The organism is Nostoc sp. XA010, from assembly GCF_020829625.1.
In the GTDB taxonomy this organism is placed as follows: domain Bacteria; phylum Cyanobacteriota; class Cyanobacteriia; order Cyanobacteriales; family Nostocaceae; genus Nostoc.
Window position 1 is genome coordinate 149,019 of the sequence record NZ_JAIVFX010000001.1, and the last position, 20,334, is coordinate 169,352.

At 43.4% G+C, this 20,334-nt stretch carries 17 protein-coding genes and 1 pseudogene; 9 read left to right on the top strand and 9 right to left on the bottom strand.

Features of this window, described 5'->3' with window-relative positions; translation table 11 throughout:
• Positions 1-48: 48 nt before the first annotated feature.
• Positions 49-480, bottom strand: coding sequence for an NUDIX hydrolase (locus LC608_RS00625; RefSeq protein ID WP_229551690.1), 432 nt, complete (start codon positions 478-480; stop codon positions 49-51).
• A 41-nt stretch (positions 481-521) separates the two neighbouring features.
• On the bottom strand, positions 522-680 hold the full coding sequence (locus LC608_RS00630; RefSeq protein ID WP_229551691.1) for a hypothetical protein: 159 nt from the start codon (positions 678-680) through the stop codon (positions 522-524).
• Positions 681-694: 14 nt separating this feature from the next.
• On the opposite strand from LC608_RS00630, the gene malQ reads away from it, so the two are divergent.
• On the top strand, positions 695-2,203 hold the full coding sequence (gene malQ / locus LC608_RS00635) for a 4-alpha-glucanotransferase (RefSeq protein WP_229551692.1): 1,509 nt from the start codon (positions 695-697) through the stop codon (positions 2,201-2,203).
• A gap of 83 nt (positions 2,204-2,286) precedes the next feature.
• Here malQ and LC608_RS00640 read toward each other — a convergent pair whose 3' ends face one another.
• The gene (locus LC608_RS00640) at positions 2,287-3,105 is read right to left on the bottom strand and encodes a RodZ family helix-turn-helix domain-containing protein (protein WP_229551693.1); all 819 of its coding nucleotides are present in this window, start codon (positions 3,103-3,105) and stop codon (positions 2,287-2,289) included.
• Entirely contained in the window at positions 3,080-3,892 is an 813-nt protein-coding gene (locus LC608_RS00645; protein WP_229551694.1) for a pseudouridine synthase, read from the bottom strand. Before LC608_RS00645 ends, LC608_RS00640 begins: the two co-directional genes overlap by 26 nt.
• A 133-nt stretch (positions 3,893-4,025) precedes the next feature.
• On the opposite strand from LC608_RS00645, the gene LC608_RS00650 reads away from it, so the two are divergent.
• On the top strand, positions 4,026-4,739 hold the full coding sequence (locus LC608_RS00650; protein ID WP_229551695.1) for a DUF2993 domain-containing protein: 714 nt from the start codon (positions 4,026-4,028) through the stop codon (positions 4,737-4,739).
• 246 nt (positions 4,740-4,985) lie between these two features.
• Positions 4,986-5,693, top strand: a pseudogene (locus tag LC608_RS00655) (RNA-guided endonuclease InsQ/TnpB family protein); the annotation flags it as partial.
• 21 nt (positions 5,694-5,714) lie between these two features.
• Here the strand turns inward: LC608_RS00655 and LC608_RS00660 are convergent.
• Together LC608_RS00660 and cbiT are read right to left on the bottom strand one after the other, a co-directional pair.
• On the bottom strand, positions 5,715-6,596 hold the full coding sequence (locus LC608_RS00660; protein ID WP_229551696.1) for a phosphatidate cytidylyltransferase: 882 nt from the start codon (positions 6,594-6,596) through the stop codon (positions 5,715-5,717).
• Positions 6,597-6,611: 15 nt separating this feature from the next.
• Positions 6,612-7,214 (bottom strand): precorrin-6Y C5,15-methyltransferase subunit CbiT, encoded by a 603-nt coding sequence (gene cbiT, locus LC608_RS00665; RefSeq protein ID WP_229551697.1) that lies wholly within the window; start codon positions 7,212-7,214, stop codon positions 6,612-6,614.
• A gap of 94 nt (positions 7,215-7,308) precedes the next feature.
• On the opposite strand from cbiT, the gene LC608_RS00670 reads away from it, so the two are divergent.
• Positions 7,309-8,721 (top strand): serine/threonine-protein kinase, encoded by a 1,413-nt coding sequence (locus LC608_RS00670; RefSeq protein ID WP_229551698.1) that lies wholly within the window; start codon positions 7,309-7,311, stop codon positions 8,719-8,721.
• Between the two features lie 142 nt (positions 8,722-8,863).
• Here LC608_RS00670 and LC608_RS00675 read toward each other — a convergent pair whose 3' ends face one another.
• A complete protein-coding gene (locus LC608_RS00675) occupies positions 8,864-9,919 on the bottom strand; it encodes an NAD(P)-dependent alcohol dehydrogenase (protein ID WP_229551699.1) in 1,056 nt (351 codons plus the stop codon).
• Between the two features lie 551 nt (positions 9,920-10,470).
• Between LC608_RS00675 and tatA the strand changes: the two genes are divergently transcribed.
• Entirely contained in the window at positions 10,471-10,644 is a 174-nt protein-coding gene (gene tatA / locus LC608_RS00680) for a twin-arginine translocase TatA/TatE family subunit (RefSeq protein WP_229552066.1), read from the top strand.
• Positions 10,645-10,699: 55 nt separating this feature from the next.
• On the opposite strand, the gene cphA is transcribed toward tatA, so the two are convergent.
• Entirely contained in the window at positions 10,700-13,405 is a 2,706-nt protein-coding gene (cphA, locus tag LC608_RS00685) for a cyanophycin synthetase (RefSeq protein WP_229552067.1), read from the bottom strand.
• A 467-nt stretch (positions 13,406-13,872) separates the two neighbouring features.
• Complete coding sequence (locus LC608_RS00690) at positions 13,873-14,736, bottom strand: cyanophycinase (protein ID WP_100898664.1); 864 nt, start codon at positions 14,734-14,736, stop codon at positions 13,873-13,875.
• A gap of 538 nt (positions 14,737-15,274) precedes the next feature.
• On the opposite strand from LC608_RS00690, the gene trmD reads away from it, so the two are divergent.
• The 4 genes from trmD (at position 15,275) to LC608_RS00710 (ending at position 20,291) form a co-directional block, all read left to right on the top strand.
• Complete coding sequence (gene trmD, locus LC608_RS00695; protein ID WP_229551700.1) at positions 15,275-15,997, top strand: tRNA (guanosine(37)-N1)-methyltransferase TrmD; 723 nt, start codon at positions 15,275-15,277, stop codon at positions 15,995-15,997.
• Positions 15,998-16,014: 17 nt separating this feature from the next.
• Positions 16,015-16,497 (top strand): 2-C-methyl-D-erythritol 2,4-cyclodiphosphate synthase, encoded by a 483-nt coding sequence (ispF, locus tag LC608_RS00700; RefSeq protein ID WP_229551701.1) that lies wholly within the window; start codon positions 16,015-16,017, stop codon positions 16,495-16,497.
• Between the two features lie 5 nt (positions 16,498-16,502).
• A complete protein-coding gene (locus LC608_RS00705; RefSeq protein WP_229551702.1) occupies positions 16,503-18,302 on the top strand; it encodes an ABC transporter substrate-binding protein in 1,800 nt (599 codons plus the stop codon).
• A 171-nt stretch (positions 18,303-18,473) separates the two neighbouring features.
• Complete coding sequence (locus LC608_RS00710; RefSeq protein ID WP_229551703.1) at positions 18,474-20,291, top strand: ABC transporter substrate-binding protein; 1,818 nt, start codon at positions 18,474-18,476, stop codon at positions 20,289-20,291.
• Positions 20,292-20,334: the final 43 nt, after the last annotated feature.

Sequence of the window (20,334 nt, forward strand, 5' to 3'; positions counted from 1 at the left end):
CCTCTCCTCTTCTCTCCGCGCTCTCTGCGCCTCTGCGGTTCGCTCCTCCTACCCCAACCTCGGACGTATCCCATAATGCCGAAATCGCCAATAATCTCGCAGAATGCGATCGTGGTCAAAACATAAATTACCAGGCACACGCCAATACTCAAAAACTCCTACACCCTTAGCATCATCCCCAGCTACAGGTTCACCCGTCGCTGTCGCCAAAAACACAATGCTAATGGTATGCTGACGCGGATCGCGATCGGGGTCAGAATACACCAGTAATTGTTCAACTAACTCCACCTGCAAACCCGTTTCTTCCTCAGCTTCTCGCCGGGCCGCCACTTCCACCGCTTCGCCATAATCCACAAAACCACCAGGAATAGCCCAACCTAAGGGTAGATTATGTCTTTCAATTAACACTATTGGCCGATGAGGTCGATCTACTAGTTCAATGATGATATCAACTGTTGGTGCAGGATTTCGGTAAGTCATAGTTAATTAGTCATTGGTCATTAATCATTAGTCATTAGTCATTAGCCAAGGACAAAGGACAAATGACAAATGACAAACAAGATGAGTTTACTTGATTTACCGTGCAAATACTGTTCCGTGATAAATTCGATGCGATTGGCTTTGCCACTGCCCCTTGGGCGATCGCATAGCGTGTCCATCAGATAATTGCTCCCTCTCATAATTCAGGTTAAATATGCCCTTTCCTAGATCCAGTGGTATTTTGCTGCATCCTACCTCCTTTCCCAGCCGATTTGGCGTTGGAGATTTAGGCTTAGAAGCCTATCGCTTCATCGATTTTCTTAAAGATACTCATCAACAATATTGGCAAGTTTTACCTTTGGGACCCACTGGATACGGTAATTCCCCCTATATGTGCTACTCGGCAATGGCGGGAAATCCTCTGCTAGTTAGCCCAGAAAAACTGCGAGATGAGGGTTTGCTCACTGAAGAAGACTTTGCTAATTTACCAGGATTTCCGGTAGAAAAGGTAGACTTCGACCAGGTTGTGCCGATTAAGATTGGGCTACTCAAAAAAGCCTGTGAAAACTTTAAAGTGAATGCTACGGACATCCAAAAAAACGAGTTTGCAGGTTTTTGTGACAGTAAAGCCTATTGGCTAGATAATTATGCCTTATTTATGGCGCTGAAAGATGCCCACGAAAATGCAAGCTGGCACACATGGGAGCCAGAATTTGTCAAGCGCGATCCACAAGCATTAGAGCAAGTACAGCATCGACTCAATGGGGAGATTTTTTATTACAAGTTCGTCCAATTTGAGTTTTTCCGGCAGTGGTCAGACCTGAAAAGCTACGCCAACATGCGCGGTATTGACATTATCGGCGATATCCCCATCTACGTATCTCATGATAGTGCCGACGTGTGGGCACATCCCGACATCTTTTGCTTAGACGAAGAGACAGGAGTTGCCGCCCAAATGGCAGGAGTCCCACCAGATTACTTTAGCGCCACCGGTCAATTGTGGGGCAACCCGGTTTATAACTGGGAGGAATTACAAAAACAAGACTTTAAATGGTGGGTACAGCGCTTTGAGGCAATGCTGGATTATGTAGACATAATTCGCATTGACCACTTCCGGGGCTTTGAGGCTTATTGGTCAGTAGCCAAAGGCGAAGAAACTGCCATGAATGGCAAATGGGTGGAAGCGCCTGGAGATGCTTTTTTTGAAGCGATTAGGCAGAAGTTGGGCAAGCTACCCGTCTTGGCGGAAGATTTGGGAGTAATTACACCAGAAGTAGAAGCACTACGAGACAAGTATGAATTTCCTGGGATGAAGGTTTTACAGTTTGCCTTTGGTTCTGATCCCGGTAATCCATTCTTACCATTCAATTACCCGCGAAATGCTGTAGTTTATACGGGCACTCACGATAACGACACAACTGTAGGCTGGTTCAATTCAGCCAGCGACTACGAAAAGCAAAACCTGTTGCTTTATTTAGGTTGTGTTAGTCCTGAAGGCATCCACTGGGATTTAATTCGCCTAGCTTTGAGTTCCATAGCTAACCAAGCGATTATTCCCTTGCAAGATATTTTGGGTTTAGGAAACGAAGCGCGGATGAATTTTCCTAGTACTGCTGAGGGTAACTGGGGGTGGCGCTATCAAGCAGAAGCGTTGAGAGATGAATTACGCGATCGCTTGAAAGTTCTTACCAGACTCAATGGACGCGCCCCGGAAGGGCAATAAGGCAGGGCGGCAGGGGGAGATGAGGAAGCAGGGGGAGCAGGGGAAGAAAAAATAACCAATGCCCCATGCCCATGCCCCATATTTCAAAACTTAGGTTTTGCAGCAATTCTAACTTCTTCCTCTTTCCCCGGTTCTCCCATTTCCTTGGCTTTTTCTTGATTGACGCTCATTAACACGCCACCAGCATTATCAGTTTTCACTGTGAGTTGCTCTTGGGCTTTCCAAATCCGGTGACTTCCCTCTGGGAGAGTACCCTCAAACTCGGTTTTGCCATCGGCTACTACGCGAATCCAAGATGACGCTTTCAAAGTGACACCAATCTGTACAGCTTTTCCCTGTTGGACGGCGCTAAGGGTATCGTTAAGTGATTGAACCTCCACTGATTCTTTTACTTGGGCTATTGCTGGTTTAACAATAGACTTTTGTTTTGGAGATGGCTGATTTTGATTATTAGTTGTACTTGCTTGTAATACTGCGTTATTTAATAACTGAGATAAGCCATTTACAGAGCATACAATTAGCAATATGTAAAGAAAGTAAAGATGAATTGGACGTAGTTGATTAAGGGGTGAATTATTCTTTATACCTTGAGGGTTCACTTGTGCAGAACTAATCGGAAAAGTGCCAGAAAATTCTACTCCATTCAAACCTAGTGCATCGGCGAATTGCCTGATTAAACCCTGTATATAGACTGGTTCTGGCAGATCGTTTAAATTACCTTCTTCGATCGCCTGCAATAATCGCTGGGGAATCCTAGTTAATGCAACCATTTGCTCTAGAGATAATCCCTGTTCTTGACGCAATGCCCAAAGTTGAGCGCCCATTTCTGCCAATTTTTCGGCTCGTTGTTGCTCTAATGAAATTGATGGCTGGTTATTATTCTTCTTTGTTAGCCATTTCATGCCTACTGACACTCCTTAACTCCACAGAATCTTTTTTAGGTTGTGTTATTTGATCTTGCAAAAAGTGAATCTCATGATCTTTGAGGGAACGATATTTACCCTCTTCCAAAAAAGGTTCTTTTGGAGTTTGTAATTGAATTGGGCCTATAGCAGTCCGATGCAGCTTGATTACTGGGTATCCTAACTGTTGAGCTATCCGGCGAATTTGGCGATTTCTTCCCTCCTGCAACACTATTTCTAAAAAGCTTTGCTCGCCACGATGTTCTATTAGCTGTACCTTAGCGGGCCTGGTTTTTCTACCCTCCAACATCACACCCTGACGCCACATTTTCAGTACTGTTTCTGGAGGATGTCCTTCTACCAAAACACGATATGTCTTGGAAATGCTGTGGCGGGGATGGGTTAGTCCAAATGTCAGATTTCCGTCATTGGTCAGGATTAATGCTCCTGTAGAATCTGCATCTAAACGCCCAACTGGGTGAATACCTGTACCCTCCCGTAATTCTTTCGGTAGTAGATCCAGGACTGTTGGTCTGCGGTGAGGGTCGTAGCAAGTCGAAACCACACCCCTTGGTTTGTGCAGCAATAAATATATTAAAGCCGGACGCTGCTTTTTAGATACAGGCTTACCATCAATTGCGATCGCATCTTTTTCGGGATCAATTTTTTGACCTAAATGTGCCAATACCCCATTTATCCGCACCCGTGAGTGCCTAATCATTTCTTCGGCTTCACGACGTGAGGCGATACCCCATTGAGCGAGAATTTTTTGTAACCGTGCCTCCATGTGGAATTGCTTATTTACTGTTAACAATTAAATGATATTTGCATTTTGTAGCTAGTAGACATAAATGTTACATTTAAGACTTATTTAATTTCTGTTCGATTGTTAAGCAAATATTCATAAACAGATTCCTTAGATGCCAGAGCAAAATTTCAACACAACAAATGCTAATAAAATACGCATAATTACGCAGGTACTCACAACAGCACTAAAGCTCTGGTTGAGAGCGCAAGTGAGCCAAATATCGGACTTAGAAGTGGAGATTAAAGCGAGCGATCGCCAAATTCTCTCTGGACGTATCCCGTCAGTATCTATTTTTGCTACTGATGCAATTTATCAAGGTCTCCTAATTACACAAATTCAATTAATAGCAGAAAATATTCGGATAAATATTGGCTCGGTACTCAAGGGAAAACCGCTAAGACTGTTAGAAACAGTATCAGTGGTTGGCGATTTGATCGTAGACGAGAAGGATCTTAATACTTCTCTCTCATCTGACTTATTATCTAATGCTTTGAGCGATTTGCTGGTTAAAGTTTTACCAACACATTGCCCAAAGTCACAACCAATAAATTGGCAAAAAATTATCCTTGATAACAACCAAATTATACTGCGAGGTCTGAGAGTAACCAATAGTGAAACAATTCCTCTGGAGATTTGTCTAAGCTCACAGTTACTCAGTGGGCATGAGTTGCAACTGGCACACATAAAAATCAAGCCCGACCAGGGGGAGATATTAGAGGCCAATCATGAGTACAATTTGGATCTTGGCTCAGATGTCGATATCCAAGAACTAACGCTGATCCCAGGCAAGCTAGTGTGTCGTGGGCGGATTAACGTTAACCCTTGATGATAAGAAATTAAAAAATGCTAATACATTATTTTAAATGATATAGCGGCTCTCAGGGGATGAGAGAGCAATAGGACAATCCCCCGCTTCGTTGCGATCGCGCCTTGGAATAGAATTCCAGTTATTCGATTGAAGGGAGGATAAACACAATCCCGCGCTTCGTTGCGATCGCGCTTCGGAATAGAATTCCTCTTGCTTATACCTTAAGTCCTCTTCAGAGGACTAAACAAGAATTTCAGTCCACTTAAGTGGACAAAAGCATCTAAGGAGAAAAGAAGGAAGCGCCAACCGAATAGAAAAAAGAAAATACTTGCTTCTAGAAGATGGAAAAAAGCTGCTGTCAAAGTTAGCAAACTAAAACGCAAAGTTGCTAACCAGAGGCAGAATTGGGTTCATCAAGTCGCTGCAAAAATAACCAGCAGTAGCAGCATGGTAGCGACTGAAACTCTAGTTGTAAAGAACATGACCCGAAAAGCTAAAAAGGGCAAACGCAAAAAACAAAAGGCTGGACTAAATAAGTCGATACTTGATGTCGGATTTGGAATGCTACGCAGTACTATCAAATACAAAATAGAACAGATTGGTGGTCTATTCGTAGAAGTTCCAACACCTCAGGTAAAACCTTCTCAAACCTGCCCTAAATGTGGACACCAACACAAGAAAACACTCAATATTCGAGTACATGAGTGCTGTGTTTGTAGCTATCGTCAGGATAGAGATATCGCTGCTGCCGAAGTAATGCTTTATTGGGCGAAAGGCACTCTACCGGGGTTAGGAACTAGCCCCGCAGACGCAGAGCCATCTAGCTCTACTTCATGCACCAAGGCGCGTAAGCAAGCTGGAAGTATGAAGCAACTAGGGGCGTTGAAGCGTCAAAAATCTGTGGAAGTCTTCGCTAAAAACGAACTGAGGGATGTAGAAACCCACAGTTCAGGCGAAGCCAACTGTGGGTAGTTCATCTGTTACTGAAAACCGCTACAGTAACGGCAACAGTAGTGTCACAAAATAATATACCAACGGAGCAGTGAAAATATAACTATCAGTACGGTCTAAAATACCACCATGTCCAGGGATTAACTGCCCAGAATCTTTGACTCCAGCATCGCGCTTGAGCATAGACTCCGTAAGATCCCCTAAAAGACTAGCAATGCCAATCAGTAAACCCAATGCTAAACCAGTGAAGGGGGATCTGGGCAAGTGCAGATAATAGGCTCCTGCTATGGCTACAGCAACACTTGAAGTAATGCCAAAAACAGCACCTTCTACAGTTTTTTTCGGACTAATATCAGACAGACGGGTTTTCCCAAAAAATTTGCCAATAGTGTAAGCGCCGATATCGGCTGCCCAAATACACAAAAAAGTCAGCAGTGTTGCTGTAAAACCTTGTGGTAAAAAAGCAGAATTTGCCTTTTCCCATAAATCTGTCCAGGTTGTGGGCCAATAACCTCCAAAAGGAAGATTGCTAAAAGCAGCAGTATCAATTGCTCGTAATCGCACCCAGTAACTCGGCAAATAACCTACGTAAAATAGCCCCATAATAGAAGCGGAAACATCAGCGATCGTGGCAAATTTGGGCTGAAACAGTAGGTAAAAACAAATAAGTGTGCCAGCTATGGGCATCACAGCGTCAGCTAAACTGCCATCAAGGGTACAAATTACCAGCAGAACTTGGCTGACAGCCATAGTGGTTTTAGCAGCGGGAGCGATGCCTCTGGCTCGTACTAAATTAAAATATTCCTGTTGACCCAAAAAAATGATAACTGCAAAGATGATGGTAAAGTACCAACCCCCCAAAAGGGTTGCAGAAAGAGCAAGAGCGATCGCAACAATTCCACTAATAATCCGAGACCAAGGCATAGAAGTATTTTGGATTTAGTCTAGTTTCTCACCACTGAGGATAAAAATGGGATCAACGGCGGTAAAGGTTTGAGAAAAGCCACGCGTCTCTAAGCGGTTAACGGCAGACTGGACGACTTCGATATTTCTAGCCCTTAACAGAGAAAAGCTCTGAGAAATAGCATACAGACTTTCTAGATTAGCAGCTGTAGCTACAACCCGACCGGATGGGGGCAAATAATCCCATGCTGTTTGCAGAATCTCTTGAATGGGCCGTCCTCCCTCGATACAAACGCGGTGAGGTGTAACTTTAAGATCGTGTAAACACTCTGGGGCGCTACCTTCAATTACTTCGACGTTTTTCACATCAAAGCGATCGCAGTTACGCTTGATCAGATTAGCTACTTCTTCATCCCTTTCTATAGCGATAATCTTTCCACCTGGACACAACAGCCCCACCTCTACCGGAATTGTACCCGTGCCTGCGCCAATGTCCCACAACACAGAATCTGATTTTAGTCGCAGTTGGGCAATTAACAGCAGTCGGACTTCTCGCTGACTCAGGGGAATTCCTGGCAAATTTTCAAACAATTCATCGGGAATACCAGGGGTAATATAAGGCCAAAGTTGGGAGGGCATAAAATTACGCAATTATACTAAAGATATGGATTTGCCAAATTGAAAAGCTATAAGCTCTAAAAACTTTTCAACCGTAGCATTAGAAGAAACCATAATGATTGGCGAAATATTAGGCGATCGCTACGAAGTTCAGCAGCTACTAGGAAAAAAAGCAGGGCGGCGGACTTTGCTAGCTCGTGATTTGCAAACTCAGGAATTAGTTGTCATTAAGTTACTCTCTTTTGGCGATGACTTTGAATGGGATTCACTCAAGCTGTTTGAGCGGGAAGCTGAAACTTTAAAATCTTTGTCACATCCCTTAATTCCTCAGTATTTAAACTATTTTGAGGTAAATTTACTAACCATCAAAGGATTTGCGCTCGTACAAACTTATATCCCAGCAAAAACTTTAGAGCAATATTTACAAAGTGGGCGAACTTTTACAGAAGCTGAAGTCAAACAGATAGCCAAAGCGCTTTTAGAGATTCTTATTTACCTACATGAGTTACATCCGCCTGTAATTCACCGTGATATTAAGCCTAGCAATATTTTATTAGGGGAGCGTTCTGGTAATAGTGTTGGTCAAGTTTATTTGGTAGATTTTGGCTCAGTACAGACTGTCCTCGCTACAGAAAGCGGGACAAGAACTGTGGTAGGAACTTATGGCTATATGCCACCAGAGCAATTTGGCGGACGTACTGTTGCAGCATCTGACCTTTATAGTTTAGGCGCAACCTTAATTTATTTAATGACGGGTAATCACCCAGCCGATTTACCGCAAAAGGATTTTCGCATTCAGTTTGAACAAGCGGCTAATGTCAGTCCCAGCTTTAGTAATTGGCTAAAGTGGATGATTGAACCCAGTTTAGAAGGGCGTTTTAGTTCTGCGGCTGGTGCGATAGTAGCCTTAGATAAACCACAAGCGACTAATTTACCTGCTTTAGTTGTTCGTAAACCAGACGGGAGTAAGATTCAACTAACCAAAAATTGGGATTCTCTAGAAATTATCATTCCACCATCTGGTTTCCATCCATCAATAGTATTCACAGGTTTATTTGCGATCGCCTGGAATTCATTTATCCTGTTTTGGACAATTGGCGCTCTCTCGGCCCCTTTTCCTGCCAACATTCCCTTTGCCTTGTTCTCACTTCCTTTTTGGGCTGCTGGCTGTTCTATGGTGTATAAATTTATCTTTAATTTGTTTGGACGCATCTGCTTACGCCTGAATGCAGAACAAATTACCCTAACCTGGGAGTTGTTTAGTTGGAAGTTTGAGCGTCCCCGGCCATCCTCAAGGCAAAGTGTTAATAAGTTGGTTTACATTCCAAAACACTTTACTAAAGGCTCTCAAGACACTAGAGTTGCCGTTCCAGCACAATTATATATTTGCTCAGGATTACAAAAATATCAGATTAGTGGAAACGATGTAGGTATTAAATCCGAAGTAGAACTTGAATGGTTAGCTCATGAATTAAGTGAGTGGCTAGGTTTGCCAATTACTAATCCAATGGGGAGTGAGTTAAGCTAATCATTTAATTTAATTCTTAATTAAAAAGTCTGAGCGTTGGTTTTCGGCGCTCAGACTTTTTTGATTCGTTTTTCTTACACCCTAAACAAAGGCAAAGAATTCAGAACTTTCTATCAAAAGCGACAATGGCATTTTTTTACTGTCATTCTTCCTTCAGCGATGCCATATCAATCACAAAGCGGTACTTCACATCGCTTTTTAGCATCCGCTCGTATGCTTGGTTGATCTTCTGAATAGGGATAAGTTCAATGTCACTGACGATATTGTGTTCAGCGCAAAAGTCGAGCATCTCTTGTGTCTCCTGAATCCCGCCGATCAGCGAACCGGCAATTACTCGGCGCTTAAAAATCAAGTTACTAATGCTGGGTGATGGGTGCGGATTTTCCGGTACACCAAGCAAACACAGCGTACCACCACGCTTAAGCAACTGAGTGTATGCGTCCAGATTGTGCGATACCGAAACCGTGTTGAGAATGAAGTCGAAGCTGTTGATATGCTTATTCATCTCATCGCTGTTTTTTGAAATTACAACTTCATCGGCTCCGAGGCGCTTGGCATCTTCGGTCTTTCCTGACGATGTTGTGAACAGCACAGTGTAAGCACCAAAAGCGTGGGCTAATTTTAGCCCCATGTGTCCCAACCCACCAAGTCCGACGATACCCACCTTATCGCCTTTGCCAACTTTCCAGTAGCGCAAAGGCGAGTACGTCGTGATCCCCGCGCACAACAGGGGTGCAACGCCAGCGAGATCCAGCTTTTCCGAAACTCGTAGCACGTAATTTTCATCCACAACTATCTGGTTTGAATAACCCCCATAAGTCGTTTTCCCTGTCTGATTCTCTGGGCTGTTGTAGGTAAAGATAATTTCGCTATTACAGTACTGCTCAAAACTCTCACGGCAGTTTGGACAGGTGCGGCAAGAATCGACCATACAACCAACGCCCGCAGTCTCGCCTACCTTGAACTTGGAAACCTGCTCACCAATCTTCACTACACGACCAACGATCTCATGTCCAGGTACGACAGGGTAAACCGTATTTTTCCACTCATTAGCGACTGTATGCAGATCCGAGTGGCACACGCCACAGTAAAGGATCTCGATTTGTACGTCGTGCGGCCCTAACTCTCGCCGCTCAAAAGTGAACAAGCCTAGTGGTGTACTTGCACTTTGGGCTGCGTATCCAAGACTCTTAATCACAGATAATCTCCTTTTTACTAAGTTCTTTCATGGCTTATATGAACTTTATTCAAAGTTTTCTGACTCAGTTCCTCGAAACTGCTCATATACTTTGCAATTAACAAACTAAGGTTGTTCCTACTCAGCATTAAATGCTAGGACAGGGAGTGCCTCTCCTGTGCCCAGATTCGTCTCAATATTTCCCGAACAATGTCCCTGATGATTCCGGCTTTGATAGCTGCATGAAAATGAGTATAAAGAAGTCAGACTGGTCTGAGTCAACCATCATAAGTGTGAGACAGTAGACGAAGCAGGTGGAGAGGGGGAGCAGGGGAAAAAATATCTACTAGTCCTGTTGGATGGAAGAATTGAGTAATTTAATTTTTTGAGTTCCCTAAAGCGCTTATGATATGTTGCTTTGCAAAAATTTTTTGAAGATAAATGACCTACTTGTATTGAATTTATTTATAGCCTGTTTATGCAATAGGATATAGCGCTTATCAATGCAGAACTTATGAGATTTGAGCCATCAATGTCTATATTTAATTACAGAAGCCTTAGAGGAAATTTATATGTTTGGACTGGGATGGCCAGAAATAGCTGTAATTAGCATAGTCGCTGTTCTAATTTTTGGCCCAAAAAAAATTCCCGAACTGGGAACCGCACTGGGCAAAACCCTCCGAGGGTTTAAGGAGGAGATGAAAACTCCCAGTGACGAAACCAATCAGGAAGAAGAAAAACAATAATAAAAGTAATCAGAATACAGGAGTCAGCGCACTGACTCCTCCTGACTCCTCCTGACTACAGCAGGGTATTAACAACAGAAGAAGGTGCTATTCCATTTTGAGAATCGATGACAGTTGTGCCGGGATTTTGTTGGTGTATCTCTTCTTTGGCTAAACCACGCAGCTTAATTAACTTAATAGCGCGAGTAACGCTTTCTGGTAAAATTACCACCAGACTGTTATCAGGAGCCATGTCTAAACCTTTATTTATGGCTTGGGTTTCATCCAGAATTGATTCATAGCGGCTATCAGGTTTAACTTCGGTGATGCCTTGAATAATCAACTGAGCGGCTGAACCCCGTAGGCGTCCCCGTGTGTCATCGTCTTCTTTGATGATGATGTAGTCAAAAATTTGTGCTGCTAATTTGCCCAATGTAACAAAGTCTTCGTCGCGGCGATCGCCTGGTCCACCAATTACGCCAATCCGTTGCCCTGTAGTCCAGTTCCGAACAAAGGAACCTACAGCTTCGTAACTGGCTGCGTTGTGGGCATAATCTACTAAAGCGTGGTAGTTGCCTAAATTAAATAAATTCATCCGTCCTGGCGTTTGACTAACTGAAGCCCGGAAGCTCTTCAAACCAGCACGAATCTGCTCGATTGTGACGTTTTGCACGAATGCTGCCAAAGTTGCCGCTAAAGCATTGGCAATCATAAACGGCGCCCGCCCGCCCATTGTTAAAGGTATATTTTCTGCTCTTTCTATCCGGTGTGTCCAATCACCTTTAACAATTGACAGATAGCCATTTTCATATACTGCTGCTACTCCACCCTTTTGGATGTGCTTTCGCACCAATTCCGAGTCGGGGTTCATTGTGAAGTAAGCAATATTAGCCTTAGTTTTTTCTGACATGGCGGCGACTCTGCGATCGTCGGCATTAAGTACCGCGTAGCCATCGGGGAATACGGCTTCTGCTACTACACTCTTGAGGTTAGCTAACTGCTCAATGGTATCTATATCGCCTATTCCTAAGTGGTCGGAAGCTACATTTAATACTACCCCCACATTTGCTGCTTCAAAGCCCAATCCAGAGCGGAGAATGCCACCGCGAGCCGTTTCCAGCACCGCTACTTCTACTGTAGGATCTTGGAGGATGAGGTGGGCACTTTGAGGGCCTGTGTTATCACCAGATTCTACTAAGTAATCGCCGATATACGTTCCATCAGTAGTAGTATAACCAACTACCTTACCTGTTTGCTTATAAATATGTGCTAGTAGTCGGGTAGTGGTGGTTTTGCCATTAGTACCCGTGATGCTAAGGATGGGAATTTGGCTAGATTGCTCGTTGGGGAACAGCATATCCATTACTGCGCCAGCGACGTTGCGGGGGATGCCCACGCTTGGGGCAACGTGCATTCGGAAGCCGGGAGCGGCGTTAACTTCGACAATCACGCCATCAACTTCCCGCAAGGGACGGCTAATATCTGTGGTGACAATATCGAGTCCGGCAATATCCAAACCGATAATCTTGACTACGCGTTGTGCCAACCAAAGATTTTCTGGGTGAATTTCATCGGTACGGTCTACGGCGCTACCACCTGTGCTTAAGTTTGCCGTTGCTCTGAGATAACAAAGGGTTCCTTTGGGTGGCACACTATTTAGGGTATAGCCTTGCCTTTCTAAGAGTTGGTAGCTGGTGCGGTCTAGTTCAATCTTGGTCAGGACGTTATCATGTCCTTCACCGCGATTTGGGTCAAGGTTTGTTTCCTCAATCAGTTCGGCGATGGTGGATCTGCCATTGCCAATGACATGAGCCGGGACGCGTTCGGCTACTGCTACTACTTTGCCATTTACCACCAGTACCCTGTGGTCGCGTCCAACATAATATCTTTCGATAATAATTGACCGAGAAACCTGTCTAGCAGCTTCGTATCCGGCTTGGGCTTCTTCCCAAGTTCTGATATCAATGGTGATCCCACGTCCATGATTGCCATCCACTGGCTTGGTGACGATGGGATAGCCGCCAACGAATTCAATGGCTTGTTCCAAATCGTCTAAGAAGTTGATCACTGTACCTCTAGGTACTGGCGCACCAGCAGCACCGAGGATGCGTTTAGTGGCTTCTTTATCGCAAGCTAGTTCTACACCCAGAATGCTTGTGTTGTCGGTCATTGTGGCCTGCATCCGCTTCTGATTCACGCCGTAGCCTAGCTGAATCAAAAAGCGGGCTTCCAGAGACATCCAGGGAATACCTCTTTTTTCTGCTTCTTTGATGATCGCTTCAGTGGAGGGGCCTAAGGAAGCATCACGGGTGAAGTCTTTCAGGTCTTGGATATCTTGCTCTAGTTCTGCTTTAGGGTAACGGCCTCGATCAACGATACTCTGGCACAGCCGCACTGCTGCTCGTCCAGCGTAGCGTCCGGCTTCCTCATTCTGATACTCGATCACTACTTGGTAAATTCCGGGTGTGGCAGTTTCGCGGGTGCGACCAAAGCCGACATGCATACCAGCTAATTCCTGGAGTTCTAGGGCTACGTGTTCTACGATATGGCCAATCATAGTGCCTTCTTTGACTCGCATCAGAAAACCACCACGACAGCCAGGAGAACAATAATGACCCTCCAGACTCGGCAGCGCCTCAACTAGTCCTTCATAAAAGCCAGGGATTTCATTCGAGGGCGTCTCGGCAAGGTTTTCTAAATCGAGGCGCATGACGATCAGCTTGTGGCGTCGAATGCTCCAATAGTTTGGGCCGCGTAAGGTCTGGATCTTGAGGATTCTCATGGGAATAGGTAGATGGAGATTCGGAACCAAAATTCTAGTTTCTTACTGAAATTGACCGCTAAACTGTTCGTTGCAAACAGTTTTTTCTTTTTACATACTATTCTCATCATTTTTCTACAACAAGAAATAAATGTGCGGTCAATCGATTTTGGATTTTAGATTTATGATTTTGGATTAAAAGAGACAATTAGGGTACTTAGCTCTCTTAATTTTTAGATTTACGATCGCAAGGGCTTGACAAGTCCTTGATGGTTTTTTAGATTTGTTTCGCTCACTTGGCGGCATCTGCCAAAAAGCTCTTTTAATCTAAAATCCGTCTTGAAAAGCTTGCTAGGTCGGTAAACCAACGCCACTTGCTACAACGCGGGGAACCCGCGCAACGCAGTGGCTCTTCCTTACAACTTTTTGCAAAATCCAAAATCTAAAATTTGTGGCCAACTCAGTGTAACCTCAGATACTTTATCCCGTCAGCTGGAGATTCGGTGTACAGCAGGCAATACAGTACGCTGGTACAAGTGGAAGCGATCGCCGTAGCTGAGGATATGTAGACGTAAATTATGTACTGTTAATGGTTCATTAGCACCGACATGGGGTTCGTTGGTGTGGGTGGCTTCAGTGGGATCAACAATGGTGACACTGCCTTTGCCCATAACTTGTAACCAACCATCACGTTCAAATACTGCACAAGTATCTTCGTCAATGCCAATACCTAAGCGATCAGGGTGAGCTGCGATCGCACTTATCAGCCGCCCCATGCGATTACGGTTGTGAAAGTGTTGGTCAACGATTACTTCAGGAATAAATCCTAAACCTGTTGCCATATCAACTAAAGAACGATTTGGCGATTCTCCACTACCGCCGCCAGCAATCATGTGATGCCCCATCACTGCTGCTCCTGCACTCGTGCCTGCTAAGGTTAGTTGCCCCGCCCTCACCCGTTGCCGAATAATTTCCATTGCTGGCGTATCTGCCAATACACCACAGAGACGCAGCTGGTCGCCTCCTGTCAAAAATACCCCACTACAGGCTTCTAAGGATGCTTTAATCTGGGAGGATTCACACTGTTCCCGTTCGCGGATATCTAAAATCTCTACCTTCTGAGCACCCATTTCTTCAAAAATGCGAATATACCTACCACCGATGATGGCGGGTTCGCGAGAGGCAGATGGAATAATTGTAATATAAGCCTTACTAGCACCGGCGCGTCCAAAAAAAGTTCGTAGGATTTCGCGTCCATGAACTTTATCTTCTGCACCTCCGATAACCAGAACGGCGGTTTTAGTTGCTTGGGGTGTCCTCATTTCTAGCGATTTAGCTTGTAATTGCGGCATTGTGTTTCTCCTGTCAACAACTTCAGGTGAATTTAACAAGGTTCATAAGCAGCCATGATTTTGCGCTTTGCAACTTTTGAGAGGACACTTTTTGGAATTTTGCAACTGGGTAAGCCACTCTCCAAATTTTCGCTTAACGCTCGCGTTGCCTCAGTCTAAACGTGTTTGTTCCCATTCCTCAAAGCCAGCGCCTTGTTTTTCACCTGTCCACTTGCAGCAGGGCAAAATAGTCTTTATCGGGCTAAATTCCCGCTTTGGGGTTGAGGACGAGCAGTTAAGACTACGCTTTTTTCTGAGGCTGGCTCGATGCATCCTGGAAGTTGTTAACTTGATAAGATTATTAATTTAAATGTACTTGTGACAACATTTAAACATAAATTAAGTAATTAGAAAAACTTTTAATCCCATCTAAAATCCAAGAGGTCTGGTAGTTTTAGATACTATTGATAAAGTTTAACTGGAGTTTGACCCGACTTGGGCTTGTTGATGTTTGCTAGACATTCAAATTTAAGATTAGTGTCCTTGAATACGAATAACTGTGCGCTTTGATATAGTTACGCTTTTTCCTGACTGTTTTAACTCTGTTCTCAACTCTGGTTTGCTAGGTAAAGCCTTAGCCAAACAGATTGCCGAAGTGCATCTGCTTAACCCACGGGACTTTACCACTGATAAGCACCGCAAGGTGGATGATGAACCCTACGGCGGCGGCGTTGGGATGCTAATGAAGCCAGAACCTATTTTTAACGCTGTGGAGTCGCTGCCAACTCTACCCCGAAGAGAAATAATTTTGATGAGTCCACAGGGTCAAACAATTAATCAACCTCTTTTGAAAGAATTGGTGACAAATTACGACCAGTTAGTAGTTATTTGTGGGCATTACGAAGGAGTGGATGAGAGGGTGCTACATTTGGTAACCCGTGAAGTATCTTTAGGAGATTTTATTCTGACTGGCGGGGAAATTCCAGCAATGGCTTTGATTAATGGCGTAGTGCGGCTGATCCCAGGAACCGTAGCCAAAACGGAGTCCCTCACCGCAGAAAGTTTTGAAGAAGGGTTATTGGACTATCCCCAATATACTCGTCCTGCCAATTTTCGCGGTTTAAAAGTGCCTGATGTCTTACTCAGTGGGAATCACGCTGCGATCGCGCGGTGGCGTTATGAGCAACAAATTGAAAGAACCCGCGATCGCCGTCCTGATCTGCTGGAAAAATTAGAGCAGGGGGCAGGGAGCAGGGGGCAGGGGGAGAATAATAATTGCTAACTCCTAACTAATGACAAATGACTAAAATTCGTATTGGTAACGGCTACGATATTCATCAACTGGTGAGCGATCGCGCTTTGATTTTAGGTGGAATTCAAATTCCCCATGAACTGGGTTTATTGGGGCACAGTGATGCTGATGTGCTAACACACGCGATTATGGATGCCATGCTTGGGGCATTATCTTTAGGAGATATTGGTCATTATTTCCCACCTAGCGATCGCCAATGGGCGGGAGCAGATAGTTTAGTACTATTAAACCAAGTTCATCAACTGATTCGGGATCAAGGTTGGCAGGTGGGAAATATTGACTCGGTGGTAGTAGCAGAACGTCCAAAATTAAAACCGCATATTCACAATATGCGCGACAAACTAGCGGCAGTTTTAGAATTAGAACCAAATCAAATTGGCATTAAAGCTACCACCAACGAAAAATTAGGCCCTGTTGGACGTGAAGAAGGTATCTGTGCTTATGCTGTTGTCTTGCTTTTGAAAGAATAAAAGTTATGAAATTTTCTACAATTTTTCACATAATTAAGCGTTTTTTCTTACCAATAATTCTGCTTTTGGCAACAGCAATTACAATTACGGCGTGCAATCCATCTAACTTTAAAACTCCAGATGCACAAATTCCCCAATTGGTTCTTTCTACTACGAGCGATCCTAAAACTTTTAACTACGCCCTCATCCAAGAATCTCCCAATATTTCTGGTTTCACTTATGAAGCATTAGCCACTCAAAACGGAATAACTAAAGAAATTGAGCCAGCTTTGGCTGAATCTTGGGAACTTTCCCCAAACAAACTACAGTTTGTCTTTACCTTGCGAGAAGGATTGAAGTGGTCGGATGGTCAGCCATTAACAGCCGATGATGTCGTTTTCTCTTTCAATGACATCTACATGAACAAGCGCATTCCCACTTATACTCAAGATGCTCTTCGCATTGGTATCAGTAAGGCTTTTCTCAAAGTCCGCAAAATCGATGAACGCCGGGTAGAATTTATACTACCAGAACCATTTTCTCCTTTCTTGCGATCGATTGCATCAGGGGTAGGAATATTACCAGAACACGCCTTGCGTGCAGCAGTGGAAGCTAAAAACTCTGACGGTAAGCCAGTGTTTATGTCCACTTGGGGAACCGACACAGACCCGAAAAAAATTATTGTTAATGGCCCTTACACAATCGAGAGTTATTCAGCCAATCAACGCGTAACATTTAGGCGCAACCCTTACTACTGGCGCCAAAAAGATGCACAAGGAAAACAACTGCCATATATTGAGCGTGTAATTTGGCAAATTGTGGAATCGCCTGATACAGCTTTGCTGCAATTTCGTTCTGGAGGGTTAGATTTACTAGAAATTGGCCCTGGAAATTTTCAATTGCTCAAGCGTCAAGAAAAGCAGGGTAATTTTACTATTAAAAATGCTGGGCCTGACTCTGGGACAAGTTTTATAACTTTCAATCTCAACAAAGGTAGCCGCAATGGTAAGCCTGTTGTAGATCCTATTAAGTCCCGCATTTTTAACAACGTTGCTTTTAGACAGGCTGTCGCCTACGCTATCGATCGCCAAACCATGATTAACAACACTTTGCGGGGATTGGGTGAACCGCAAGACTCTCCAATTTCTGTTCCCAGCCCCTATTATTTGTCTCCAAAAGAAGGTTTAAAAACATATAACTACAGTCCAGAAAAAGCTAAACAACTTTTACTAGGAGCCGGATTCAAATACGATGATAAAGGTCAACTGTTGGACGCAGATGGTAATCGAGTCCGCTTCACAATGATGGCTGTTGCTGGTAACAGACCAACAATCACACCAAAAATTCAACAGGATCTCGGCAAGATAGGTATTAAAGTTGATTTACAATTTATTGACTTCAGTATTATTGGAGAAAAAATCTCTAACACCCTAGATTGGGAATGTTGGTATGGAGCTATTACTGGTGGTATTGAGCCGCAAGATGGTTTCAATGTCTGGTCTGTAGATGGTAACTTTCATGTATTTAATCAGAAAGCTCAAGCTGGACAATCCCCAACAGTCGGTTGGAAAGCTACCGATTGGGAGCAGAAAATTGAAGACCTCTACATTCAAGGAGCAAGAGAGTTCGATGAAACAAAACGCAAAGCTATCTATGCAGAAACACAACAACTTTCACAAGAGTATCTGCCTTTTATTCACCTATTTAATTCCCTAGCTTTAGTAGCCGTGCGTAATACTATTGAGAACGTAAAATACTCAGCGATAGCAGGTTACAATTGGAATATTTATGAACTCAAGGTAGTAGAAGATAAAAAAGCTACTTAATTTTCATGGGCATGGGTAAGAGGCAGAGGGGCAGGGAGCAGAGGGGAAAGACAAGAGGTAATTTTTTATTCTCCCCCCTGCTTTCCTTATGCCTCCATTCCTCACTTAACCTTTATGCAATTAAGGCTGAACACAAGGTGTATTATGCAAACAGTTTAGTCTTCTAGTTCTATGATTTTTAACCTCTTGCCTACCCGTCACCGTGGGTTTGTGGTTTTAGCAATATTCAGTCTATTTTTGATTTGTCAGATAGCTCTTATCAGTTGCAACCCACTTAATTTTAAGAGTAAAGCGGCGCAAGTATCGCAATGGGTTACAAGCACTATTGGCGACCCGAAAACTTTTAACTACGCCTTCAATCAGGAATATCCTCATGTTTTTCTGTTCACGACTGAAGGACTAACTACCCTCAATGGGATTACAGGCAAAATTGAGCCAGCTTTAGCGCAATCGTGGGATATTTCTGATGATAAAAAGCGAGTCGCTTTTACTTTACGAGAAAACTTGAAATGGTCAGATGGCGAACCGCTTACCGTAGATGATGTTATCTTTACCTATGAAGATGTGATTTTCAATCCACAGATTCCTACCGATTGGAAAGATGGTCTTAAAATTGGTTCTAGTGGTAGTTTTCCTAAAGTCAGAAAAATAGGCAATCGCCAAATTGAATTTATTCTGCCTGAGCCTTTTGCTCCTTTCCTTTCCACCACAACCGGAGCATCAACAAATTCAGTTGGGATTTTGCCAAAACATGCTTTATTTGAATCATTTAAATCTAAAGATGCTAAAGGTAATCCCAAATTTTTATCTACTTGGGGAACGGATACAGAACCTAGTAAAATTATTGTCAACGGTGCTTATAAAATAGAAAGTTATACTCCCAGTCAGCGTGTAGTATTTCGGCGCAATCCTTATTACTGGCGCAAGGATAGCCAAGGAAATCAGTTACCTTATGTTGAACGTATTGTTTGGCAAATTATTGAATCTACAGATACAATAATTCTTCAGTTTCGCTCTGGAGGATTAGATACAGTTACTGTTTCTCCTGAAAACTTTTCACTACTTAAGCGTGAAGAAAAGCGGGGAAAGTTTACTATCTACAATGGAGGCCCAGAATTCACCAATACTTATATTTCATTTAATCTCAACAAAGGTCGGCGGCAAAACGGACAGCCTGTAGTTGACTCAATTAAATCCCATTGGTTTAATACCCTTGCTTTTAGACAAGCAGTTGCCTATGCAATCGACCGTCAAACAATGCTAAATAACGTTTTTCGGGGAATTGGTGTGTTGCAAAATTCCCCAATCGAGATTCAAAGCCCTTACTACTTTCCTCCAGAAAAAGGTCTCAAAGTTTATGAATATAATCAAGAAAAAGCTAAAAAATTACTATTAAATGCAGGTTTTAAATATAATGCCAATAAACAGTTATTAGATGCTGATGGTAATCGGGTGCGCTTCAGTTTGTTAACGAATGCTGAAAATAAAACTCGTGTGTTAATGGGAGCGCAAATTAAGCAAGATTTGAGTAAAATTGGCATTCAAGCTGATTTTAATCCAATTGCTTTCAATACCCTTACAGACAAACTTTCTAATTCCCTCGATTGGGAATGTTATCTGTTAGGTTTTGTTGGAGGGATTGAACCAAATGACGGGGCTAATGTTTGGTTACCGGAAGGTGGACTACACACTTTCAATCAGAAACTTCAAGCAGGACAAGAACCACTTATCGGTTGGCAAGTTGCAGATTGGGAGGCGGAAATCGGTCGTCTTTACATTAAAGCAGCACGAGAGTTAGACGAAGTAAAGCGCAAAGAAATTTACGCCGAAACGCAACGCCTCTCTCAAGAATATCTGCCTTACATTTATTTAGTGAATCCTTTATCTTTGATAGCAGTGCGCGATCGCATCCAAAACGTCAAATTTTCTGCACTTGGTTCTCAAAAAGGAACGTTGTGGAACAAATATGAATTGAAAGTCACTGAATAGAGTTTAAAGTATTAAAATCTCCGCCCTTAGTGGCACGTTTGGG

Bases quoted from the DNA above. Each gene is read 5' to 3' on its own strand.
- LC608_RS00625 (WP_229551690.1), bottom strand. From the start codon at position 480: ATGACTTACCGAAATCCTGCACCAACAGTTGATATCATCATTGAACTA.
- LC608_RS00630 (WP_229551691.1), bottom strand. From the start codon at position 680: ATGAGAGGGAGCAATTATCTGATGGACACGCTATGCGATCGCCCAAGG.
- malQ (WP_229551692.1), top strand. From the start codon at position 695: ATGCCCTTTCCTAGATCCAGTGGTATTTTGCTGCATCCTACCTCCTTT.
- LC608_RS00640 (WP_229551693.1), bottom strand. From the start codon at position 3,105: ATGAAATGGCTAACAAAGAAGAATAATAACCAGCCATCAATTTCATTA.
- LC608_RS00645 (WP_229551694.1), bottom strand. From the start codon at position 3,892: ATGGAGGCACGGTTACAAAAAATTCTCGCTCAATGGGGTATCGCCTCA.
- LC608_RS00650 (WP_229551695.1), top strand. From the start codon at position 4,026: ATGCCAGAGCAAAATTTCAACACAACAAATGCTAATAAAATACGCATA.
- LC608_RS00660 (WP_229551696.1), bottom strand. From the start codon at position 6,596: ATGCCTTGGTCTCGGATTATTAGTGGAATTGTTGCGATCGCTCTTGCT.
- cbiT (WP_229551697.1), bottom strand. From the start codon at position 7,214: ATGCCCTCCCAACTTTGGCCTTATATTACCCCTGGTATTCCCGATGAA.
- LC608_RS00670 (WP_229551698.1), top strand. From the start codon at position 7,309: ATGATTGGCGAAATATTAGGCGATCGCTACGAAGTTCAGCAGCTACTA.
- tatA (WP_229552066.1), top strand. From the start codon at position 10,471: ATGTTTGGACTGGGATGGCCAGAAATAGCTGTAATTAGCATAGTCGCT.
- cphA (WP_229552067.1), bottom strand. From the start codon at position 13,405: ATGAGAATCCTCAAGATCCAGACCTTACGCGGCCCAAACTATTGGAGC.
- LC608_RS00690 (WP_100898664.1), bottom strand. From the start codon at position 14,736: ATGCCGCAATTACAAGCTAAATCGCTAGAAATGAGGACACCCCAAGCA.
- ispF (WP_229551701.1), top strand. From the start codon at position 16,015: ATGACTAAAATTCGTATTGGTAACGGCTACGATATTCATCAACTGGTG.
- LC608_RS00705 (WP_229551702.1), top strand. From the start codon at position 16,503: ATGAAATTTTCTACAATTTTTCACATAATTAAGCGTTTTTTCTTACCA.
- LC608_RS00710 (WP_229551703.1), top strand. From the start codon at position 18,474: ATGATTTTTAACCTCTTGCCTACCCGTCACCGTGGGTTTGTGGTTTTA.